Genomic DNA, 21066 nt, shown 5'->3' on the forward strand with positions numbered 1-21066 from the left:
CACCTAGAATTACTTAATGAAAATTTACACAAAAACAGGCGACAAAGGTACCACAGCATTATTTGGTGGCACACGTGTTCCTAAACATCATATTCGTATAGAAAGTTATGGTACCGTTGATGAATTGAACTCTCACATAGGGCTCATAAGAGATCAAGATATACAGGAAACATATAAAAATGTACTCATTCACATTCAAGACAGACTGTTTACTGTTGGAGCCATACTGGCTACAGATCCGGAAAAAGCTATCATGAAAAACGGTAAAGAGCGTTTGAACATACCTAAAATTTCGGAAGAAAACATCACCCTTTTAGAACAAGAAATGGATGCAATGAATGACGCCTTACCACAAATGACACACTTTGTTTTACCTGGCGGTCACCAAACCGTGTCATTCTGTCACATAGCCCGCTGTGTTTGTAGGCGTGCCGAGCGTTTAGCCTCTGCTCTTAATGATTTAGAACCTATAGATCCTAACACATTAAGGTACCTAAACCGTCTTTCTGACTATCTATTTGTCTTGGCACGGAAGTTGTCTTTAGACTTGCAAGCAAATGAAGTTAAATGGATTCCTGAAAAAACATAAATTCATTAATACATCTAACTATCACTTGAATTTTTTACAACAATTAGTAAAAAAACAAACGTTCTTTTTAATAATGAGTAATTAATTGTTTTTTTTCTTGCTTATTTAAACTAAAAATTTATTTTTGCAAAAAATAAAACGAATTACAAATGTATTGGACATTAGAATTAGCATCTTATTTAAGTGATGCACCTTGGCCAGCAACAAAGGACGAACTTATTGATTACTCGATAAGAACGGGAGCACCACTTGAAGTCGTAGAAAACTTACAATCTATTGAAGATGAAGGTGATCAATATGAATCCATCCAAGAAATCTGGCCTGATTATCCAACAGACGAAGATTACCTCTGGAATGAGGATGAATATTAATATCATTAACATTTTAAAAGTCTCGTATAGAGGCTTTTTTTATGCTTAAAAAACACGTCATTAGTCACATACAAAAAACATCAAGACATTTTTAAGTCTTGATTATAAATAACATACGCATTGTTATTATATTTTAACAGTGCAACAATAATATAAACACACATGAGTTTTTTAGATTCTGTACTAAAAGTATTTGTCGGCGATAAGTCGAAACAAGACGTTAAGGCCATTATGCCTATCGTAAATAAAATAAAATCTTTTGAAAGTGCTCTTGAAGCATTATCTCACGATGAATTAAGAGCTAAAACAGCAGCTTTTAAAGCACAAATTGCAGAAGCCAGGAAGCCTCATAATGAAAAAATAGACGCTTTACTTAAAGACGCTGATGCCACCGACGATATAGATAAACGTGAAGATATTTACCAAGAAATAGATCGTATAAAAGACGATATTTATAACGTTACAGAAGGTGTACTAAACGACATACTACCAGAAGCTTTTGCTGTTGTAAAAGAAACTGCAAAACGTTTTGTTCACAACACCTCTATCCCCGTTACGGCCAATGAATTTGACCGTTTAATATCTGGAGATAAAGACTATGTAAGTTTAGAAGGCGATCAAGCTGTATGGGCAAACTCATGGGACGCCGCTGGAAAACCTATTACTTGGGATATGATCCATTATGACGTTCAGCTTATTGGTGGTATTGCCATGCACCAAGGAAAAATTGCAGAAATGCAAACAGGTGAAGGTAAAACACTTGTAGCAACCTTACCTGTTTACTTAAACGCTTTAGCTGGTAAAGGTGTACATCTTGTAACAGTAAACGATTATTTAGCAAAACGTGATAGCGCTTGGATGGCTCCTATATTTGAATTTCATGGTTTAAGTGTAGACTGTATCGATTATCACCAACCAAATTCTGAAGCAAGACGTAATGCTTATAAAGCAGACATTACTTACGGAACCAATAACGAATTTGGTTTTGACTACTTACGTGACAATATGGCTCACGCGCCTAACGATTTAGTACAGCGCCCACATCATTACGCTATTGTAGATGAGGTTGACTCTGTATTAGTTGATGATGCTAGAACGCCTTTAATCATTTCTGGCCCAATACCGCAAGGTGATCGTCATGAGTTTAACGAACTAAAACCAAAGGTTGATTCTATTGTAGCAACCCAACGAAAATATTTAACTGGTGTATTAGCCGAAGCAAAAAAACTAATTGCTGAAGGCGATACCAAAGAAGGTGGTTTTAAATTATTGCGTGTTTACCGTGGTATGCCTAAAAACAAAGCTTTAATCAAGTTTTTAAGTGAAGAAGGTATCAAGCAACTTTTACAAAAAACTGAAAACTTCTACATGCAAGACAACAATCGCGAAATGCCAAAGGTAGACGCAGAGTTGTACTATGTTATAGAAGAAAAAAACAATCAAATAGAACTTTCTGATAAAGGTATTGATTACCTATCAGGAAAAGATGACCCTAACTTTTTTGTAATGCCAGAAATTGGCACTGAAATAGCAAAAATAGAAAGTCAAGGCTTATCATCTGAAGACGAAGCCAACCTAAAAGAAGATTTATTCAGAGATTTTGGTATCAAATCAGAACGTATTCATACCCTTAACCAATTATTAAAAGCATACGCCCTTTTTGAAAAAGATGTTCAGTATGTTGTTATGGATAATAAGGTTATGATTGTAGATGAGCAAACAGGTCGTATTATGGATGGTCGTCGTTATAGTGATGGTTTACACCAAGCTATAGAGGCTAAAGAAAACGTAAAAATTGAAGCTGCGACACAAACTTTTGCAACGGTTACACTTCAAAATTACTTTAGAATGTACCGCAAACTATCTGGTATGACAGGTACAGCGGTTACTGAAGCAGGAGAATTCTGGGAAATCTATGAACTAGATGTTGTAGAAATTCCGACTAACAAGCCTATTGCTAGAGACGACAGAGAAGATTTAGTTTACAAGACAAAACGTGAAAAGTACAACGCTGTTATTGATGAAGTTACCAAACTATCACAAGCAGGACGCCCTGTACTTATTGGTACAACATCTGTAGAAATTTCTGAATTATTAGGAAAAATGCTTTCTATCAGAAAAATACCTCACAATGTCTTAAACGCCAAACAACATAAAAAAGAAGCCGAGATTGTTGCAGAAGCTGGTAATGCAGGCCAAGTAACTATCGCTACCAATATGGCTGGTCGTGGTACCGATATTAAACTAACCGATGCTGTAAAAAAAGCAGGAGGTTTAGCTATTATAGGTACAGAACGCCATGACTCACGCCGTGTAGACAGACAGCTTCGTGGTCGTGCTGGTCGTCAAGGAGATGTTGGTAGTTCACAATTTTACGTATCTCTAGAAGACAACTTAATGCGTTTATTTGGTAGTGAACGAATTGCCAAAATGATGGATAGAATGGGATTAAAAGAAGGTGAAGTTATTCAACATTCTATGATTTCAAAATCTATAGAACGTGCACAGAAAAAAGTTGAAGAAAATAACTTTGGTGTTCGTAAGCGATTATTAGAATATGATGATGTTATGAACTCACAACGTGAGGTTGTATACAAACGTCGTCATCATGCCTTATTTGGAGAACGTTTACGTGTTGATTTAGCCAACATGATTTATGACACCTCTGAAGGTATTGCTGAAACAAACAAAGCTGCTAATGATTATAAGAATTTCGAATTTGAACTTATTCGTTATTTCTCAATGAGCTCGCCAATTACCGAAGTAGAATTTAATAAACTATCAGTACAAGATATCGCTGGTAAAATATATAAAGCTGCTTTTGAGCATTACCGAACAAAAATGGAGCGTAATGCCGAAATTGCATTCCCTGTAATTAAAAATGTTTACGAGACACAGCGCGATAAATTTAGACGTATTGTTGTTCCTTTTACAGATGGTAAGAAAACATTACAAGTTGTTACCGATTTAGAAAAAGCTTATGAAACTAACGGAAAACAACTTATTACAGATTTTGAAAAGAACATCACATTAGCAATCATTGATGACTCTTGGAAAACACATTTACGAAAAATGGATGAGTTAAAACAATCTGTACAATTAGCCGTTCACGAACAAAAAGATCCACTACTTATTTATAAGTTTGAAGCTTTTGAGCTTTTTAAAGCTATGATTGATCAGGTAAATAAAGATGTTATTTCATTCTTATTTAAAGGTGAGTTACCATCCGAAGACACCAATACAATCAGCGAAGCAAAACAAACTCAAAAAAAGGAAAACCTTCAAACACAAAAAGAAGAAATTCCTAATATGGATGAACGTGCCGCTCAAAGTAGAGCTGCAGGAAACACACAACCACAACAAGAGGTTGTTGAAACCATAGTACGAGACAAACCAAAAATAGGTCGTAACGATAAAGTAACTATTAAAAATGTTATGAACGGTGAAAACAAAACTGTTAAGTACAAACAAGCAGAACCGCTTATAGCAAAAGGAGATTGGGTTATTATTGAAGAATAAACCTAAATCACTACAAAGTAACACATTAAAAAAGGTCATGATATTTCATGACCTTTTTTTCTTACTATAAATAACTACAACCGATATATTTTTCGTTTTAACGAAAAGTTATTCTAATACGTTTTTTATTAACTAAATTCACATCAAAATACTCCCTAAAGCATTTTTTCGATTAATAGCACCTAAAACGAAAAAAATATAATCATGGGGTTCTCTTTTTTAAAAAAACCTTTTTCCAAAGGCTTCTTGGTATTAAGTTTTACTGCGACACTATTTACCTTTCACAACACCATAGCACAATCTATTAGTTTTGGATCATCAGGACTTGCAAATGAAAATGTATTAAACCCAACTTCTTTAGAATTTGGACCTGATGAAAGACTCTATGTTGCTCAACAAAACGGCATTATATGGGCTTACGAGATTGAGCGTGATGCCGCTACAGCTGGCAATGGCACTTATACTGTAATAAGTAGCGAAGAAATTACCAACATACGTTTTGGCATTCCTAATCATACCGATGGTGGAAACCCTAATCCTAGTCAACAACGACTCATCACTGGCTTAGCTACTGCCGGAACTTCTGAAAACCCTATTATTTACGTTAGCTCTTCAGATTATCTTCTTGGCGGCGGTGGCGGCGGTAATGACACAAATCTTGACACAAACTCCAGCATGCTTTCAAAATTAGAATGGGATGGCAGCGCATGGACTAAAATAGATTTAATAAGAGGATTGCCTCGCTGTGAAGAAAATCATGCTATAAATGGCATGGATCTTTTTGAAAAAGACGGAAGCACCTATATGTTAATAGCTCAAGGAGGACAAACCAATAAAGGCGCTCCTAGTAATAACTTTGCTGGTACACCAGAATATTTTTTATCTGGAGCCATTTTAATAGTCAATCTAACGCAGTTAGAATCTATGCCTGTGTATACAGATCCTAGAACAAACACACAATATGTTTACGACTTACCTACCCTAAATGATCCAACACGATTAGATATTGATAATACTAGCGAAGACTTTCCTTACCCTTCTGGACACCCAATGTACAATGCAACCATTGACGTTGGCGATCCTTTTGGAGGAAATAACAGTCTTAATCAAGCCTTTGCAGAACCTGGAGCGCCTATTCAAATTTTTTCACCTGGATATAGAAATCCATATGACATCATTATTACAGAAAACGGACGTATTTACACCTCTGACAATGGTCCAAATTCTCTTTGGGGCGGATTTCCTAAAATATATGACAGTGCTACAGACATCTATTTAGGTGATGAAAGCACCATTACTTATGACCCACTAAACCACTATATCAAGAATGAAATTAACGAAAGTGGTAGTACTATTGTGAGAGATCCTTTGCATTTTATTGGCTCTACAAATGATGCTAATGGTACTTATTATGGTGGTCATCCTAACCCGATATTAGCATTTCCATCAAGAGCCGATGTTATTACTTATAACAATTCTGGAGGTGTTTGGACTGCTACAAACACTTATGATTTAGAGACTTTACTACCAAATGTCTCTGGGTATTTTCAATCATCTTTTACCATAGCAGATTTTCCAGACCAGCCTAGACTAGGCGAATATCTTGTTGATGAACCTACAACCAGTACTCGTGTAAATATTTTAGACAATGTAAACGCCTCAACCAATGGTATTACAGAATATACAGCGACAAATTTTGATGGCGCTATGCAAGGCAATATCCTTACAGCCTCTTTTAACGGTGGTATAAATAGATATGTTTTAAATCCTGAAGGCGATACTGTTTTAGAACATGAAGTTACCTTTAATGGATTTGGTAGTTTACCACTTGACGTTACTGCACAAGGAGACAATGATGTTTTTCCTGGTACTGTTTGGGCTGCTACCTATGGCTCAAATAGCATAACCATTTTTGAACCTACAGATTTAAGTTGTTTTTTACCTGGAGATCCAGAGTATGACCCTCAAGCAGATTATGATGGCGACGGTTACACAAATCAAGACGAAATAGATAACGGTACGAATATATGCTCGCAAAGTAGCAAACCCAATGATAACGATGGCGACAACGTATCTGACTTAAATGATGATGATGATGACAACGATGGCATTTTAGATGTTAACGATGCTTTTGCTTTAGATCCAGATAATGGCACAACAACTAATTTACCTATAGATTATCCTTTTTGGAATAACGACCCTGGAACAGGACTTTATGGTTTAGGTTTTACAGGTTTAATGGTAAACCCTGCAGGAACTACTGACTACCTAACACAATTTACAGATGCGTCCTTATCATTTGGTGGTGCTGCAGGAAAGGCAACCGTTGAAAATGTAAATGGCGGTGATGCATTTCAAAATAATAACGATCAACGTAACGGTTTTCAATTTGGGATTAATGTAGATACAAACTCCCCTAACCCATTTACGATACACAGCAAAGTAGAATCGCCATTCTTTGGATCAAACGGATCGCAACAAGACCCTATAGATTTTCAATCATATGGAATTAGCTTTGGTACTGGAGATCAAGATAACTATATGAAAATGGCCATTATGAATGGCACATCAAACAGCGATAATATAAGTGGTTTACAAGTTCTTCTTGAAGAAAATGGTATTGTAACTCAAAATTTAATTTATGACATCCCTGGTATTTTAAATGCAAGCTCTGTTGATTTATATTTCTCTATAGATCCTGATACTAACGAGGCACAACCTTTTTACTCTATTGACGATGGAAACAACTTAATACTATTAGGAACTCCTATTGCTTTACCCACTAGCTTTTTAGATCCTAATGACAATAAAGGACTTGCCATAACATTGATGTCTACATCACGAGCAGGTGCTACTTCAAATCCTTTTACAGCCACTTGGGATTTTATTGAAGTTTATGAAAATTTAAATGGTCAGGTTTCTGTTTCTCCTAATCCGCTAGATTTTGAATTAACACCTGTTTCTAATACGCAACGTACCAAATATGTAACTTTAAAAAATGATGGCGGACCTATTGACGATCCAATCACCATAACAGGAATTACCTTTGGAGGCACGGATGCTAGTTTATTTTCTAGTGATGCTATTTTTCCTATAGTAATTGGCCCTGGTTCATCAATTGAAATCCCTATAGACTTTAGTTCAGATAATATTGTTGGTGTTAAAAATGCCACAATGAATGTTACACATTCTGGTATTAACTCACCAACAGCCAACATAGATATCACAGGAGAATTGACTGATATTTATGGTCCAATAATACGTATTAACGCCGGTGGTCCAATGGTTACTGCTTCTGACGATGGTCCAGACTGGGAGGAAAACACAACTACTACAGGTATTTCTTATGCTGTAACTTCTGGGTCTTCTTTTTCTGTTACAGGAATGTATTATGAAGATAGAGATGTTTCAATACCTGACTATATAGATTCAGACTCGTATTACGAGGTTATGCGTTATGAACGTAGTAATAGTGACGAATCGTTTCCTATGATTTTTTCTATTGCATTGCCTAACGGAAATTATATTGTTAATCTTTATTTTAACAACCTATATAATGGAACTTCAGAGCCTGGAGAACGTATTTTTAGTGTTAACCTTGAAAACGAAAGGCGCATAAACCATTTAGACCCATCTGGTGAATTTGGATACCGATCTGCGGGAATGATTCAAAACAATGTAACCATTACTGATGGTCTTTTAGAAATTGAATTTATTGCTGAACTTCAAGACCCGCTTATTAATGCAATTGAAATCATGGGAATTCAATATCCAGAAATACTTGTATATCCTATTGCTGACCAATCAAACTGTGAGTTAGAGTTTGCTGATTTCGCTGTTGTTGCTTCTGGAGGAAACCCTTCTGATAATCTCTTATACGAAATGAGTGGCCAACCTCTTGGCGTGCATATGGAACCTACAAATGGATTAATATTTGGAACTATTGATGAAAGCGCTGTAACAGGCGGACCAAACAGTGATGGCGTTTACCAAGTAACTGTCACCGTTTCTAAACCTGGAAGTTTATCTAAATCTGTCAATTTTGAATGGACTGTAGTTGATGACACTGAAGCACCAATAATAACTTGCCCAGAAGCTATTTCTGAAACTATTTCTAGCAGTGAAACACATGCAAATATTACTATTGTAGAACCTTCGGCTTCTGACAATTGTGCTACAGACATCTCATATTCAGGAGAACGCTCTGATTTACTACCAATTACAGATCCTTATCCAATAGGTGAAACAACAATAACTTGGACAGCTACTGATGCTTCTGGTAATACCTCATTAAGTTGCGACCAAACTATAACCGTTACATCTTTAGACCCTATAATACTTTTACCTAAAGCTTATTTACAAGGAGCTTCTTTATACCCTAATACCGGTGAAGAAGCACTAATGCGTGATGATTTACGTATATCAGGACTTATACCAACGACAAGCCCTTATTCAGATATGAAAACTTGTTCATCTGGAGTATTCACTACAACTGGAACAAACGCTATTGTAGATTGGGTTTGGGTAGAGCTTCGAGATGCAACTGATAACACAATAGTTATTGATAGCCAATCGGCTTTAATACAGCGCGATGGTGACATTGTAGATGCTGATGGAACATCGGCTTTAAACTTTTTACAAGCAGCAAACAGTTATTATGTTGTCGTTAATCATCGGAATCATTTAGGTGTTATGACTGCCACTACTCTAGCTTTATCTAACACTCCAACGGTTGTTGATTTTTCTAATGGAAGCACCGCTACTTATGGCACAAACTCACAAACAACTTATGGCACACCTAGCGGATTTTCAGGATTATGGGCTGGAGATATTAACAATAATAATGAAATTCGTTACTTAGGGCCTAGCAATGATTCTGCAGTAATAAAAACTACGATACTTAATGCTCCTAGTAATACCACAAATAGTAATTATTACCCTTTTGAAGCTTACCACCAAGGTGACATAAATATGGATGGACAAGTACGCTATTTAGGGCCTGACAATGACAAAGGGATTTTAAAAGAAATAATAACCAACCACCCTAGTAATCCATCATCAAACTATTATCCAATTAACGAGCAGTTGCCAAATTAAAAAATCAAGCATCATGAGAACATTATTTACTTTAATAACCATAGTATTAGCAACTAATTCTTTAAAAGCTCAAATCACTTATGAGTTTAGCTTATCTTTTGTAGGCATAAATAGCGCTACTGGAAATTACCAAATGGCTTTATTAGCAACACCCAGCGCTTCTGTTACAAATCACAGTACAGATGATATGGGCGCAGGTTTTTATGTTCCTACAGGCTTAACCATTGGTAATTTTGTAACCGGAAATTCAAACCTTCCTGCAAGTGAATGGTTTATTACACCTATGGGTTCAGGAACTGGTGGTGATGCTTACTTTTTAGGAAGAGACGAAGCAGGAGCTTTTTCTGTGTTACTTAACGGTTCTGGGCCATTTCAATTAGTGCTTTTTGATGTTATTGCTAATCCGAACCCTTCATCTGGAGAAATTAAATTTGTAGAGAATGGCGATCCTGTTTTTGACACCATTTTTATAGAAAACTATATCAATATTGCTGCTCAAAATTTATATGCTCAAAATAACCCTGCAGCAAGTGCTGTTCAGTTTAATACATTACATAGTAACAGTGCTATTGTTTTTCAAGATTTAAGTGTTTTTCCAAACCCTGCAAAACAAGAATTATTTTTGAAGTCTTCAACTTTAAGCCATATAAAATCTGTAATCTTTCATTCTATTGATGGAAAAAAAGTATACGAAAACAGTCATTTATCTATTGTAAATAACACCTCAAAAATTGATGTATCTAGTTTTTCAAATGCTTTATATTTTATGACTGTTACGTCTAAAAATGGCGATCAAGAAACCTATAAAGTACTTATTCAGAAATAAAGCTAAAGCTTTAGTAATAAATTAGGATCTAGGCAATTTTGTAAAAATTTGTCTAAATCTTTTTTACTACAAACGCCTGGGTAATCCCCATAAAAATCCTGAATGTCTCTAATAATTTGAAAATGTAAATGTGGTGCATAATCTCCATTTACAGAAGCATCACCCAATGTTGCTATTTTATCTCCAGCTTTAAAGCATTGACCTATTTGTAAATTAACCAGAGACTCTAAACTTAAATGTCCATAAAGTGTATAAAACTCTACAGTCTCTATTGTGTGCTTTAAAATAATGGTAGGACCATAATCTCCAAAATTTTCATTGTTTTTAAAGCTATGCACTTCGGCATCAAGTGGCGTAAATATTTCTGAACCTGCATCTAACCACAAATCGACACCTAAATGTATATTTCGCTCTGTATCAACATCTAAATTATTAAAGTGCTTACTGCGTTTATAAATATTTCTTACTTCTGCATAACCTCCATAAGCAACTTTAGCATGATGCTTTTGTAGATAAATGGTTATGTAGTCTTGCCAAGCACTTGAAGAGGATACATCAAATTCTTGTAAATCTAAATTATCTTGAGAAAGTTTAATTGGCACATAAGCCTGTAAAGGAATACTAGCGTCTAGAACCAAAAGTGGTTTTGAACTAATAGTATTTAGAAAAGAAGTGAATTTTTGTGAGTTCATTATTAAATAATTGAACTCAAAAGTAACAAACTATTGCATGATAACATCGCTAAATTTAGCATTAATCACAATAGTTTTATCACTGGTAAGGTTTCCTGTAGAAAATGATGATGTATTTTGATTTGAGTTATTTTTAGGATGCTTTAGCCTAGACTGCTTGCCTTTGTATTGTAAATTATAATCTGTTTTTGGAAGATAAACTACAGCCTCACTATTTTCTAGAACAACATTAAGGTTACTAAAAGTATCTGCTATATTTTTTATTATTAAGTCTCCGAAACTCCCATCAATGATTGCATTTTTTTGCAACGTATTTATTTTAATGTTTGATGAATTAGAGCTTAATACCAATCTGTCTACATTTGTAATAGCTGCTTTATCTACAAAATTAAGTTTTAGTTCTCCCATATTCCAATTAGTGATGGTTACTGGTGAATAAGAAGCATTGATGGAAGTCTGGCTTCCATCTATGCTATCTGCTATTAATGTTGTGTAAGATAGGTCTGCTTTTGTATTATAAATAACAGACGTTACTTTTAATTCTCCGTGACGTACATTCATTTTTAAATTAGCCTTTTTAGGCATTTTTATAATGATTGTTTTCTTAACTTTTAAATGTGGTTGTCTGTAAGCATCTCTTTCAGAACGATAATGCGCTCTTTCTTCAATATACTTTTGTCTTTCTTCTAAATGTTTTTCTCTTTCATGCATACGGTTTTGGCGGTGCGCTTCTGCATTAGCTCTTGCCTCAAGGCGTTTTGCTTGTAACTCCATACGTCTTCCATAGGCTTCGCCCCAAGCTTCCATTTGTTTTCCAAACTGCTCGCCCCAAGCCTCCATATCTTTACCAAACTTTTCTCCAAATTCTTTACCGAATTTTTCGCCCCAGGCTTCCATTCTCTTCTCAAAATCTTTCATTTCATCGCTTGACTCCCATTCTTTTGCCCAAGCTTCCATCTTTTTTGCATATTCATCACCGTATTTACTTTCATACTCTTTGCTCCATTTTTCTAAATAAACTTCTCCTTCTTTTTGATATTTTTCATAATCAAAATTAGTATCTGTCATACCTTTTGGTAATTTAGGCAGCTTTGGTAATTTGGGCATTTTTGGCATATCAGAGAAGTTTATTGACTCTATTAAACCTTCTACAATTGGAATATTTGCCAATTCTAATTCTAGAATTCTTAAAGCTTCTGCTGACTCATCGTTAAAAAAACCTGGCACTTGAGCCCAAGCATGATTTGATGCATCAGAATTTATAGATACATAATCACCAGATCCTTCTATGGCTACATGCCAATTATCAAAATATGGTTTTAATGCGTCTTTAGAAAGTTCATCACTCTCCATATAAGCCTCAATTTCTATCACATCTTTACCCCAAGTATCTATTATAATATTGGTGTAATTTGTGTTTAAGTTAATAGTAACATCTTTATTTGCTTTAACAGATTGTGAGGCTTTTTCAAGCTTGCTCTGCGCAAATGTTGATACAGATATCAACAATGTTAAACATAGTATATGTAATCGTTTCATAGTTTTTGTGTTATTAAAGGACATTTGTTTCTGTCTCTTGTAGGGTGTTTAATTGCTCTTTTAAGCGATACAGTAAGTTTAAACGTAATTTTAAATTTGTAATTAGTGCATTTACAGTTAACTCATTAGGCCCTTTTTCTGTAATTTCTTTTGATAGTCGCTTATATTCTTTATTAAGCTCTTCTAATTTTTTAATATAACCATCAATAAGCTCCTTGTTTTCTGGTGTTGGTTTTACTTTAGACAACTCATAATTGATAGTTGCCATGTAATAGTCTTCAACCTTTTTTAAATCAGGAGAAACATCACCTAAAGATTTTGTAGTTTCTACATTGGTAATTGTTGGTTTAGTAACAGTTTGTGAAGACTCAAAGTATTTAAAGGCTCCAAAACTCATTCCTAGTAAAATTACAACACTAGCAGCAATACGCATCCATGGCAAAGATTTTGAAGATCTTTTTTCTGGTAAAGCACGATCTAATTTATTTAAAAAACGTGCTTCATGCCCTTTTGACATCTGTTCGTTTGATTGATTTTGATGATTTTTTATTAAATCTCTAATATCTTGTGCCATGTTGCTTTTTTGTTAACTGTTCTTGTACTATTTTTTTACCTCTGTAAAGTTGCGTTCTAGAAGCTACTTCAGAGATATTTAAAATGTCTGAAATTTCTTGATGATCATAACCTTCTAACAAATAAAGCATCACAACATATTTATACTTTTCAGGTAAATTATCTATGGTTTGCTTTATATCATTTATAGTTACAGTATCACCTACCAACCATTTGTCATCATATTCATTATCAACAATTTTAAGATGCGCTTCATCCAACTCTATAAGTCGTTTTTTATTCGCCTTTAAAGTGTCAATACTGGTATTGATAACAATACGTTTTAACCAGGCTCCAAAAGTGACCTCTGCTTGATATTGTTCAAGTTTTGAAAACGCTTTAATAAACGCTTCTTGAACAACGTCTTCAGCTTCAGCATCGTTTGCAATAAATCGTTTGGCGACTATATACATACCATTGCAGTACTGGTTGTACAACTGCATTTGTGCCTTGCGGTTATTTTGCTTGCATTTTTCAATGATATCTGTTTGAAACACGCTTTACTTTTGGTTTTATTTGGTTAGTTCTCTTTAAAGACGACATAAAAAAAGAAGTGTTGCAAAATTTTAAAAAGTTTTTTAAGTTATTAAAAATAATAAAAGAATTTAGTGTTTCCTTTTTACATACTATGACTTTTGAAGTATCTTTATACTATAAAAACAGATAGACTATGAATAGATTTTTGAAATGGGTTTTAGGCATATTAGCTCTTGTTGCTGTTGGCGTATTTTTATATGCTTATTTTGTTGATGGCAGTTTATTGAGCAAACCTTTGAGTCCTAAAGACACTGTTTCTTTTGTTAAGAATGATTTAAAGCTTGATGTATTTTACAACCGTCCATCAAAACGTGGTCGTGAAATTTTTGGCGGATTGGTACCTTACAAACAAGTTTGGCGTACTGGCGCCAATGAAGCTACAACTTTTAGAACCAATAAAGCCTTAAAAGTTGGTAATGACTCATTGCCTGCTGGAAAATATACATTATGGAGTGTGCCTAATGATTCTTCTTGGCATGTTATGTTTAACTCTAAACAATATTCTTGGGGCGTTGATTTAGAAATGAAACCAATGCGCGAGCCTGAATTTGATGTTATTGATGTTACGGTTCCTGTAGAAAAAATTGACACCACTGTAGAACAATTTACTATTGGGTTTGATAATGCTTTAGACAACCTATCATTAACTATGGCTTGGGACAACACAAAAATAGCCGTTCCTTTAGAGCAATTTGAGTAAAAAAAACAAACATACATCAGCATTAAGCGAGCAAAAAGGTGTTTCTGATCCAGAAATGACCAACATTTCTTCTATAAAAAACATACGAAACAAACGCAGGTCTCAACCTAGCGCAGAAGATTTAATATCGGGAATTTTAAAAGGCGATGTTACTGCTTTAAGTCGTGCTATAACACTTATAGAAAGCACTAGCAGTACTCATTTTGAAAAAGCTAATGCCATTATAAAAGGGTGTTTACCATATGCTAATAAGTCTATACGTATTGGAATTACCGGTGTTCCTGGTGTTGGCAAAAGTACATTTATTGAAGCCTTTGGAAATCACTTAACACAGTTAAACAAAAAAGTAGCTGTACTTGCGGTAGACCCTAGTAGTTCTTTAACCAAAGGAAGTATACTAGGAGATAAAACACGTATGGAAACGCTGGTAAAAAACACAAATGCTTTTATAAGACCATCAGCGTCTGGAGACTCTCTTGGAGGTGTAGCCAGAAAAACCCGTGAAACCATTATACTTTGTGAAGCTGCTGGTTTTGATACTATTATTATTGAAACTGTTGGTGTTGGACAAAGCGAAACGGCTGTACACAGCATGGTAGATTTTTTCTTGTTATTAAAACTGGCTGGCGCTGGAGATGAATTACAAGGAATTAAACGTGGTATCATTGAAATGGCTGATACTATTGCTATAAACAAAGCTGATGGAGATAATTTAAAACAAGCTAAACTTGCTAAAGTAGAATTTAATAGAGCGCTTCATCTGTATCCTAATAAGGATTCTAACTGGCAACCCAAGGTTACACTTTGTAGTGCTTTAGAAAATGAAGGAATTGATGCTATATGGGAACTTATTTTAGAGTATGTAAATACGACAAGCACCAATGGCTACTTTGAAAACAAAAGACAAGAGCAAAATAAATTTTGGTTACTTCAAACAATAGAAGAACGCTTAAAATCAGATTTTTTTAAACAAGCAAAAATCAAAGAGGCTTTAAAAAAGCAAATGGTTTTAATTGAAGCTGGAGAAACAACGCCTTTTGCTGCTGCTGATTATTTATTGTCACTCTCCTAACAGAAATGCTCTTTGTACCAATCTACTTGTTTTTTAACAGCTTCTAAAAGTGTTGTTTGCGGATTATAATTAAGTAATTTTTTTGCTTTATCAATATTAGCTTTGGTTCGCCATTGATCTCCAGGACGTTTAGGCTTTATATCTATAGCGATTGGTTTTCCTAAAACGTCTTCAACAGCCTTGATACCTTCTTGAGTTGTATGTTCAACCTCGGTACCTAAATTTATAATTTCGCCATCCAAAACAGTTTCCTTACCTATAACACTCACAACACCATCAACAATATCACCCACATATGTAAAACTGCGTAAATGAGAAGCGCTACCTTCAAACAATGGGAATGGTTTTCCTTTCAAACCTAAATCAATAAGTTTGGTGTACATTTTTTCTGGACGCTCTCTAGGACCAATAACAGAGTATAAACGCAATGAACATGCTGCCATAAGTTTTTCTCTACTTTTTTGAAGCACTAATTGTTCAGCAGCTAGTTTTGTAACACCATAATGTGATGCTGGTTTTGGAGCTTTGTCTTCAGGGAACGTTGCTTCAAGTCCATAAATAGATGATGTACCAATGTTTACAAAAAGTTTAAAATTTGATAATGACAGCGCATAATCAACCAAGTTTTTTGTAGCTATAATATTGTTGGTAAAATAGTCTTCAAATGTAGATGTAGAAGAAATACCTGGTTGTGCTGCAAAATGAAAAATATAATCAATATCATTAGGTAGTAACGCAGACAAATCATCCGTTCTTAAATCTAGCTTCAACACAGAAACACCAGCTTTTTTTAGCACATCTTCGTTAAGCTTTTTAAGGTTCTCACTGTAATAAGGAGAAAAATTATCAACTCCTACAACATTATGCCCTAAATGCGTTAAGCGCTCTGCTGTATGAGACCCAATAAAACCAACAGCTCCAGTTACTAATATTTTCATGTGTTTTTAATTAAACTATCTGTGTTTCTACACATTAAAAATAGGCATACCATTTATTTTATGGTATAAAACATCGAAAAAACTTAAAAAAATTAGATTAAAGTAACTTATAGCGGTTGTGTAGATAGTTTTGCAGTTTATAAAAGCCAAAACCTGACAGTGCTCCAAAGGTCATACCACATAATACATCTAATGGATAGTGAACTCCTATATAAATACGACTATAACCCATTAAAGCAGCCCAAAATAACAGTAAAAATATAAGGTTTTTGTATTTATACTTTAGAGTAAGTCCTGTAAAAACAGCTACAGCCATAGAGTTACTTGCGTGTCCTGAAAAGTATCCATAAAGTCCACCACACTCTGGTTTTACTCTACGCATTACATCTATAAAATCAGGATTATAGCACGGTCTAAATCTCATAAAGGAGTCTTTGAAAATATTGGTTACTTGATCTGTAAAAGCAACCATAGCAATAACAAGAACAACCGTTAACAAAAAAGCATTTCGCTGATACTTTTTAAAAAACAGAAATAACAACAATCCATAAAATGGAATCCAATAAAATTTAGTTGTATAAAACATCCAAAAAGGATCCCAGGTTGATGAACCTAAGTTATTAAGAAATAAAAACAGTTTTTCGTCGTATGCTATTAGCTTGTCAATCATTGTGTATTACTCTTCGTAGCGTTCTATTTCTCTGTCATAAAAATCATTTGCCTGCTGAATTAAGTTTTCGGCTTCTAATTCTAGTTCTTTTTGATCATGTTGATCAAAATCTTCTAACCATTCTACATCATCATTTTCAAGGTTGATTATAAACCTAGGAAATTCAGTATGAATTACAAATATGGCATCAGGAAAGTCTGTATTATCACCAAGTAAAAATTTAGGAAACTCCATGTTTAGTTTTTATTAATTTGTTGGTTAAAAAATTGAATCTAATATACAATAAAATAGCTGCAGTTGTTAATCCTGCTAATAATCCAAGCCAAATACCAAAGCTACCATAAACGTGTTCTTTACCTAAATAAAAGCTGATAGGAAACCCTATAACCCAATAAGAAATAAACGTTATAAGTGTTGGTATTTTCACATCTTGCAATCCTCTTAAAGCTCCTAGCATTACAACTTGTATACTGTCGCTAATTTGAAAAAATGCAGCAGCAATTAATAATGTTGATGCAATACCAACTACTTCTGTATTATCAGCTAAATTTTTTAAATCGTTATAATCTACATACAGTTTTGGTAACTGTCCATGAAATAGAAAGAAAAACAGGCCAAATATAACAGCTAATATGGTCCCTAATAAGAATATAGAAAAAGCTATTCTTCGTAATTCTAAATAATTTTTTAGTCCTTTTTGATTACCCACACGAATCATTGCTGCTACGCTTAATCCTGTTGCAACCATAAAAGTCATAGATGACAAGTTTAATGCTATTTGATTTGCTGCTTGAGGATTTTTACCCAGTAATCCGCTTAACCAAATTGCGGCTGTAAAAATGGCTACTTCAAAAAACATTTGCATGGCACTTGGCATACCCAGATTGATAAGCTTTTTAAGCATGCTTTTATCTAACACAAAAATCTTAACATCTGTTACATAGTCTTTTGATTTACTATTTCTTTTTAAAATCCACCATATAAACAATACCATTATAATTCTAGAAAAAAGTGTTCCGTAAGCAGCTCCTACAATACCCATTTCTGGAAATCCTAATTTCCCAAAAATTAGCACATAGTTAAAAGCCACATTTACAACATTGGCGATAATGGTAGCATACATAGGATATCTAGTCATAGATAATCCGTCACTAAACTGTTTTAATGCCTGAAAAATAATAAGTGGAATTAATGAGAAAGCTACCAAGTCTAAATATGGAATAGCCAACTCAACAACCTCTACAGGTTGTTTCATTAAATACATAAGTGGCTTGGCAAAAAATACCAAAAGAAATAATGAAATTCCTAAAACCATACACAAAAACAACCCATGCTTAAAAGCTGATTTTCCTCCTTTAAAATCATGAGCAGCATCGGCTTCTGCAATAAGCGGTGTAATAGCTGTAGAAAAACCTATTCCTAGAGACATTGCTATAAACATAAAGCTATTACCTAATGATACAGCGGCTAATTCGGCTGTACCTAACTGCCCAACCATGACATTATCTATAAATGCTACAAAGGTATGACCTAGCATACCCAACATAACAGGAGCAGCTAATTTCCAGTTGTACTTAAATTCTTTTGTGTAGTCGCTTAAAACCATTTTGCAAAAGTAGGGTTTAGGTTTTGCTTAAAAGAGCTAAATTGAAAATAAATATGATGTATGGTAGTTAAAAATATGTTAGAAGTTTGCTACGCTTTTTTTTGCCAACTCAAACTCTTTTATCATATCATCAACTATAACAGATACTGGTTTTATATCGTGAATTAAGCCTGAAATTTGCCCTATTTCTAACTCTCCGTCGTCTAAATTACCTTCAAACATTCCTTTTTTAGCTCTAGCACGCCCAAGAAGCTCTTTTAACTGCTCTACTGTTGGAGCGTTTTTATAAAGCTCTTGCACTTCATTAAAGAATTTATTTTTTATTAATCTCACAGGTGCTAATTCCTTTAATGTAAGTTGGGTATCGCCTTCTTTTGCATTAACAACGGTTTCTTTAAAAGCTTGATGCGCAGAACTTTCTTCACTAGCTACAAATCTACTTCCTACTTGCACGCCATCTGCTCCTAAAACCATTGCGGCTAACATAGCTTGCCCTGTAGCAATACCTCCAGCTGCAATTAATGGAATTTCTAGCTGTTCTTTTACCATTGGTATTAACGTTATTGTTGTAGTTTCGTCACGACCATTATGACCACCAGCCTCAAAACCTTCAGCAACTACAGCATCAACTCCTGCCTCTTGGGCTTTTAATGCAAACTTAACACTGCTTACAACATGAACAACAGTAACACCTCGCTCTTGCAACCAGCTAGTCCAAGTTTTTGGATTTCCTGCCGAAGTAAAAACAATTTTCACTTCTTCTTCTATAATAATATCCATAATCTCTTTGATGTTAGGATATAGCATTGGCACGTTTACTCCAAAAGGTTTATTTGTAGCTTTTTTACATTTTTGAATATGCTCACGCAATACATCAGGATACATACTTCCAGCTCCAATAAGTCCTAATATTCCTGAATTACTAGCAGCTGATGCTAATCGCCAGCCACTATTCCAAATCATACCTGCTTGAATTATTGGGTATTGTATTTTGAATAATTCCGTGATTCTATTTGCCATAAATGTATTATTTTATGCTGAAATTTAAGAATATCTCAAAGCTTCAACAAGGTATTTTGTATTAAATATTTTTGAAATTTTTAATTAAGAAATAACACCGGAGCCAACCAACTCATCATCAAGATACCAGGCTGCAAACTGCCCTTCGGTTATTGCTGATTGAGGTGTCTCAAACTCAACATACAAACCACTATCTACTTTATGAAGGATTGCGTTTTGCAAGGGTTGTCTATAACGAATTCGTGCTTTTACTTGCATTGTTTCGTCTACTTGTAGCTTTAAATCTTCGCGTACCCAATGCAGTTCGTCGTTTGATATAAAAAGAACACTTTTATACAACCCAGGATGTTGTTTACCTTGCCCAGTATAAATGACATTCTCATTTACATCTGTATCAATAACAAACAACGGTTCTGTAGTTCCGCCAACAGCCAATCCTTTACGTTGTCCTTTTGTAAAGTAATGAGCTCCTTGATGTTTCCCTACTATTTTTCCGTCTGTAACAGCATAAGTTGCCTTTTGGGAAAGATATTGTAAACGCTCTTCGTTTGAGCTAAACTCTGGTTGACTTTTGTTATAAATAGTATTGCTTTCTGGTATTTCTACAATAACACCTTCTTTAGGTTTAAGTTGCTGTTGTAAAAACTCTGGTAAACGTACTTTTCCTATAAAACAAAGTCCTTGAGAATCTTTCTTTTCTGCTGTAATTAAATCTAATTCAGCTGCAATTTCTCTTACTTGAGGTTTTGTTAATTCTCCTATAGGAAATAACGATTTAGACAACTGTTCTTGAGAAAGTTGACATAAAAAATATGATTGATCTTTGTTACCATCAATGCCTGCCAACAATTGATAAACGTCTTTACCATTTTTTTGAATGGTTCCTTTACGGCAATAATGCCCAGTGGCTACATAATCAGCTCCAAGCTCTAATGCTATTTTCATAAACACATCAAACTTAATTTCTCTGTTACAAAGTACATCAGGGTTTGGTGTTCTACCTCGCTCGTACTCATTAAACATATAATCTACAATACGTTCTTTGTATTGCTCACTTAAATCGACCGTTTGAAAAGGAATGCCAAGTTTATCAGCTACTAGCATAGCATCATTGCTATCGTCTAGCCATGGACATTCGTTTGATATTGTTACTGAATCGTCGTGCCAGTTTTTCATAAATAGACCAATAACCTCATAACCTTGCTGCTTTAGCAAGTATGCTGCTACACTTGAGTCTACACCTCCTGAAAGTCCTATTATTACGCGTTTATTTTTCAT

The 21066-nt window shown here is 34.6% G+C and carries 17 protein-coding genes; 7 read left to right on the forward strand and 10 right to left on the reverse strand.

The genetic code is table 11. The features are described 5' to 3' along the window. Positions 1-16: 16 nt before the first annotated feature. From ACN5J3_RS09405 to ACN5J3_RS09425, 5 genes are all read left to right on the forward strand, one after another. The gene (locus tag ACN5J3_RS09405) at positions 17-589 is read left to right on the forward strand and encodes a cob(I)yrinic acid a,c-diamide adenosyltransferase (protein ID WP_417289557.1); all 573 of its coding nucleotides are present in this window, start codon (positions 17-19) and stop codon (positions 587-589) included. Between the two features lie 149 nt (positions 590-738). Further along, positions 739-960 (forward strand): DUF2795 domain-containing protein, encoded by a 222-nt coding sequence (locus ACN5J3_RS09410; protein ID WP_007648604.1) that lies wholly within the window; start codon positions 739-741, stop codon positions 958-960. A gap of 162 nt (positions 961-1122) precedes the next feature. After that, positions 1123-4479 carry a preprotein translocase subunit SecA gene (gene secA / locus ACN5J3_RS09415; protein WP_417289558.1) on the forward strand — a complete coding sequence of 1119 codons (3357 nt, stop codon included), beginning with the start codon at positions 1123-1125 and terminating at the stop codon, positions 4477-4479. Between the two features lie 204 nt (positions 4480-4683). Further along, positions 4684-9576, forward strand: a complete 4893-nt coding sequence (locus ACN5J3_RS09420; protein ID WP_418511578.1) for a malectin domain-containing carbohydrate-binding protein — start codon at positions 4684-4686, stop codon at positions 9574-9576. Between the two features lie 13 nt (positions 9577-9589). Beyond that, entirely contained in the window at positions 9590-10402 is an 813-nt protein-coding gene (locus tag ACN5J3_RS09425; protein WP_418511579.1) for a T9SS type A sorting domain-containing protein, read from the forward strand. Positions 10403-10404: 2 nt separating this feature from the next. Here the strand turns inward: ACN5J3_RS09425 and ACN5J3_RS09430 are convergent, their stop codons facing one another. From ACN5J3_RS09430 to ACN5J3_RS09445, 4 genes are read right to left on the reverse strand one after another with little or no spacing between them, the layout of a single operon-like run. Further along, a complete protein-coding gene (locus ACN5J3_RS09430; protein ID WP_418511580.1) occupies positions 10405-11094 on the reverse strand; it encodes a peptidoglycan DD-metalloendopeptidase family protein in 690 nt (229 codons plus the stop codon). 30 nt (positions 11095-11124) lie between these two features. Next, positions 11125-12633 (reverse strand): hypothetical protein, encoded by a 1509-nt coding sequence (locus ACN5J3_RS09435; RefSeq protein WP_418511581.1) that lies wholly within the window; start codon positions 12631-12633, stop codon positions 11125-11127. A 13-nt stretch (positions 12634-12646) separates the two neighbouring features. Then, the gene (locus ACN5J3_RS09440) at positions 12647-13207 is read right to left on the reverse strand and encodes a hypothetical protein (RefSeq protein ID WP_344729020.1); all 561 of its coding nucleotides are present in this window, start codon (positions 13205-13207) and stop codon (positions 12647-12649) included. Continuing rightward, complete coding sequence (locus tag ACN5J3_RS09445; RefSeq protein WP_418511582.1) at positions 13191-13742, reverse strand: RNA polymerase sigma factor; 552 nt, start codon at positions 13740-13742, stop codon at positions 13191-13193. Before ACN5J3_RS09445 ends, ACN5J3_RS09440 begins: the two co-directional genes overlap by 17 nt. A gap of 173 nt (positions 13743-13915) precedes the next feature. On the opposite strand from ACN5J3_RS09445, the gene ACN5J3_RS09450 reads away from it, so the two are divergent. Together ACN5J3_RS09450 and meaB are read left to right on the forward strand one after the other, a co-directional pair. After that, positions 13916-14482, forward strand: a complete 567-nt coding sequence (locus ACN5J3_RS09450) for a DUF2911 domain-containing protein (RefSeq protein ID WP_417289564.1) — start codon at positions 13916-13918, stop codon at positions 14480-14482. Next, positions 14475-15554, forward strand: a complete 1080-nt coding sequence (gene meaB / locus ACN5J3_RS09455) for a methylmalonyl Co-A mutase-associated GTPase MeaB (RefSeq protein WP_418511583.1) — start codon at positions 14475-14477, stop codon at positions 15552-15554. The genes ACN5J3_RS09450 and meaB overlap by 8 nt, the downstream gene beginning before the upstream one ends. On the opposite strand, the gene ACN5J3_RS09460 is transcribed toward meaB, so the two are convergent. The 6 genes from ACN5J3_RS09460 to mnmA all read right to left on the reverse strand — a co-directional run bounded on the left by ACN5J3_RS09460 (position 15551) and on the right by mnmA (position 21066). Next, positions 15551-16492: an NAD-dependent epimerase/dehydratase family protein gene (locus tag ACN5J3_RS09460; RefSeq protein ID WP_418511584.1), complete on the reverse strand. Its 942-nt coding sequence runs from the start codon at positions 16490-16492 to the stop codon at positions 15551-15553. The two genes, meaB and ACN5J3_RS09460, sit on opposite strands and share 4 nt — an antisense overlap. Positions 16493-16589: 97 nt before the next feature. Then, complete coding sequence (locus tag ACN5J3_RS09465) at positions 16590-17162, reverse strand: phosphatase PAP2 family protein (RefSeq protein ID WP_417289567.1); 573 nt, start codon at positions 17160-17162, stop codon at positions 16590-16592. Between the two features lie 6 nt (positions 17163-17168). Beyond that, positions 17169-17396, reverse strand: a complete 228-nt coding sequence (locus ACN5J3_RS09470; protein WP_418511585.1) for a hypothetical protein — start codon at positions 17394-17396, stop codon at positions 17169-17171. After that, positions 17383-18768 (reverse strand): MATE family efflux transporter, encoded by a 1386-nt coding sequence (locus ACN5J3_RS09475; RefSeq protein ID WP_418509466.1) that lies wholly within the window; start codon positions 18766-18768, stop codon positions 17383-17385. Before ACN5J3_RS09475 ends, ACN5J3_RS09470 begins: the two co-directional genes overlap by 14 nt. A 78-nt stretch (positions 18769-18846) precedes the next feature. After that, complete coding sequence (locus tag ACN5J3_RS09480) at positions 18847-19788, reverse strand: NAD(P)H-dependent flavin oxidoreductase (protein WP_418511586.1); 942 nt, start codon at positions 19786-19788, stop codon at positions 18847-18849. Positions 19789-19872: 84 nt separating this feature from the next. Further along, complete coding sequence (mnmA, locus tag ACN5J3_RS09485; protein WP_418511587.1) at positions 19873-21066, reverse strand: tRNA 2-thiouridine(34) synthase MnmA; 1194 nt, start codon at positions 21064-21066, stop codon at positions 19873-19875.

This window comes from Corallibacter sp. (assembly GCF_048381695.1).
GTDB classification, from domain to species: domain Bacteria; phylum Bacteroidota; class Bacteroidia; order Flavobacteriales; family Flavobacteriaceae; genus Corallibacter; species Corallibacter vietnamensis.

Excerpts from the sequence above, each read along its gene's own strand:
- ACN5J3_RS09405 (WP_417289557.1), top strand. The coding sequence starts at position 17 with ATGAAAATTTACACAAAAACAGGCGACAAAGGTACCACAGCATTATTT.
- ACN5J3_RS09410 (WP_007648604.1), top strand. The coding sequence starts at position 739 with ATGTATTGGACATTAGAATTAGCATCTTATTTAAGTGATGCACCTTGG.
- secA (WP_417289558.1), top strand. The coding sequence starts at position 1,123 with ATGAGTTTTTTAGATTCTGTACTAAAAGTATTTGTCGGCGATAAGTCG.
- ACN5J3_RS09420 (WP_418511578.1), top strand. The coding sequence starts at position 4,684 with ATGGGGTTCTCTTTTTTAAAAAAACCTTTTTCCAAAGGCTTCTTGGTA.
- ACN5J3_RS09425 (WP_418511579.1), top strand. The coding sequence starts at position 9,590 with ATGAGAACATTATTTACTTTAATAACCATAGTATTAGCAACTAATTCT.
- ACN5J3_RS09430 (WP_418511580.1), bottom strand. The coding sequence starts at position 11,094 with ATGAACTCACAAAAATTCACTTCTTTTCTAAATACTATTAGTTCAAAA.
- ACN5J3_RS09435 (WP_418511581.1), bottom strand. The coding sequence starts at position 12,633 with ATGAAACGATTACATATACTATGTTTAACATTGTTGATATCTGTATCA.
- ACN5J3_RS09440 (WP_344729020.1), bottom strand. The coding sequence starts at position 13,207 with ATGGCACAAGATATTAGAGATTTAATAAAAAATCATCAAAATCAATCA.
- ACN5J3_RS09450 (WP_417289564.1), top strand. The coding sequence starts at position 13,916 with ATGAATAGATTTTTGAAATGGGTTTTAGGCATATTAGCTCTTGTTGCT.
- ACN5J3_RS09460 (WP_418511584.1), bottom strand. The coding sequence starts at position 16,492 with ATGAAAATATTAGTAACTGGAGCTGTTGGTTTTATTGGGTCTCATACA.
- ACN5J3_RS09465 (WP_417289567.1), bottom strand. The coding sequence starts at position 17,162 with ATGATTGACAAGCTAATAGCATACGACGAAAAACTGTTTTTATTTCTT.
- ACN5J3_RS09470 (WP_418511585.1), bottom strand. The coding sequence starts at position 17,396 with ATGGAGTTTCCTAAATTTTTACTTGGTGATAATACAGACTTTCCTGAT.
- ACN5J3_RS09475 (WP_418509466.1), bottom strand. The coding sequence starts at position 18,768 with ATGGTTTTAAGCGACTACACAAAAGAATTTAAGTACAACTGGAAATTA.
- ACN5J3_RS09480 (WP_418511586.1), bottom strand. The coding sequence starts at position 19,788 with ATGGCAAATAGAATCACGGAATTATTCAAAATACAATACCCAATAATT.
- mnmA (WP_418511587.1), bottom strand. The coding sequence starts at position 21,066 with ATGAAAAATAAACGCGTAATAATAGGACTTTCAGGAGGTGTAGACTCA.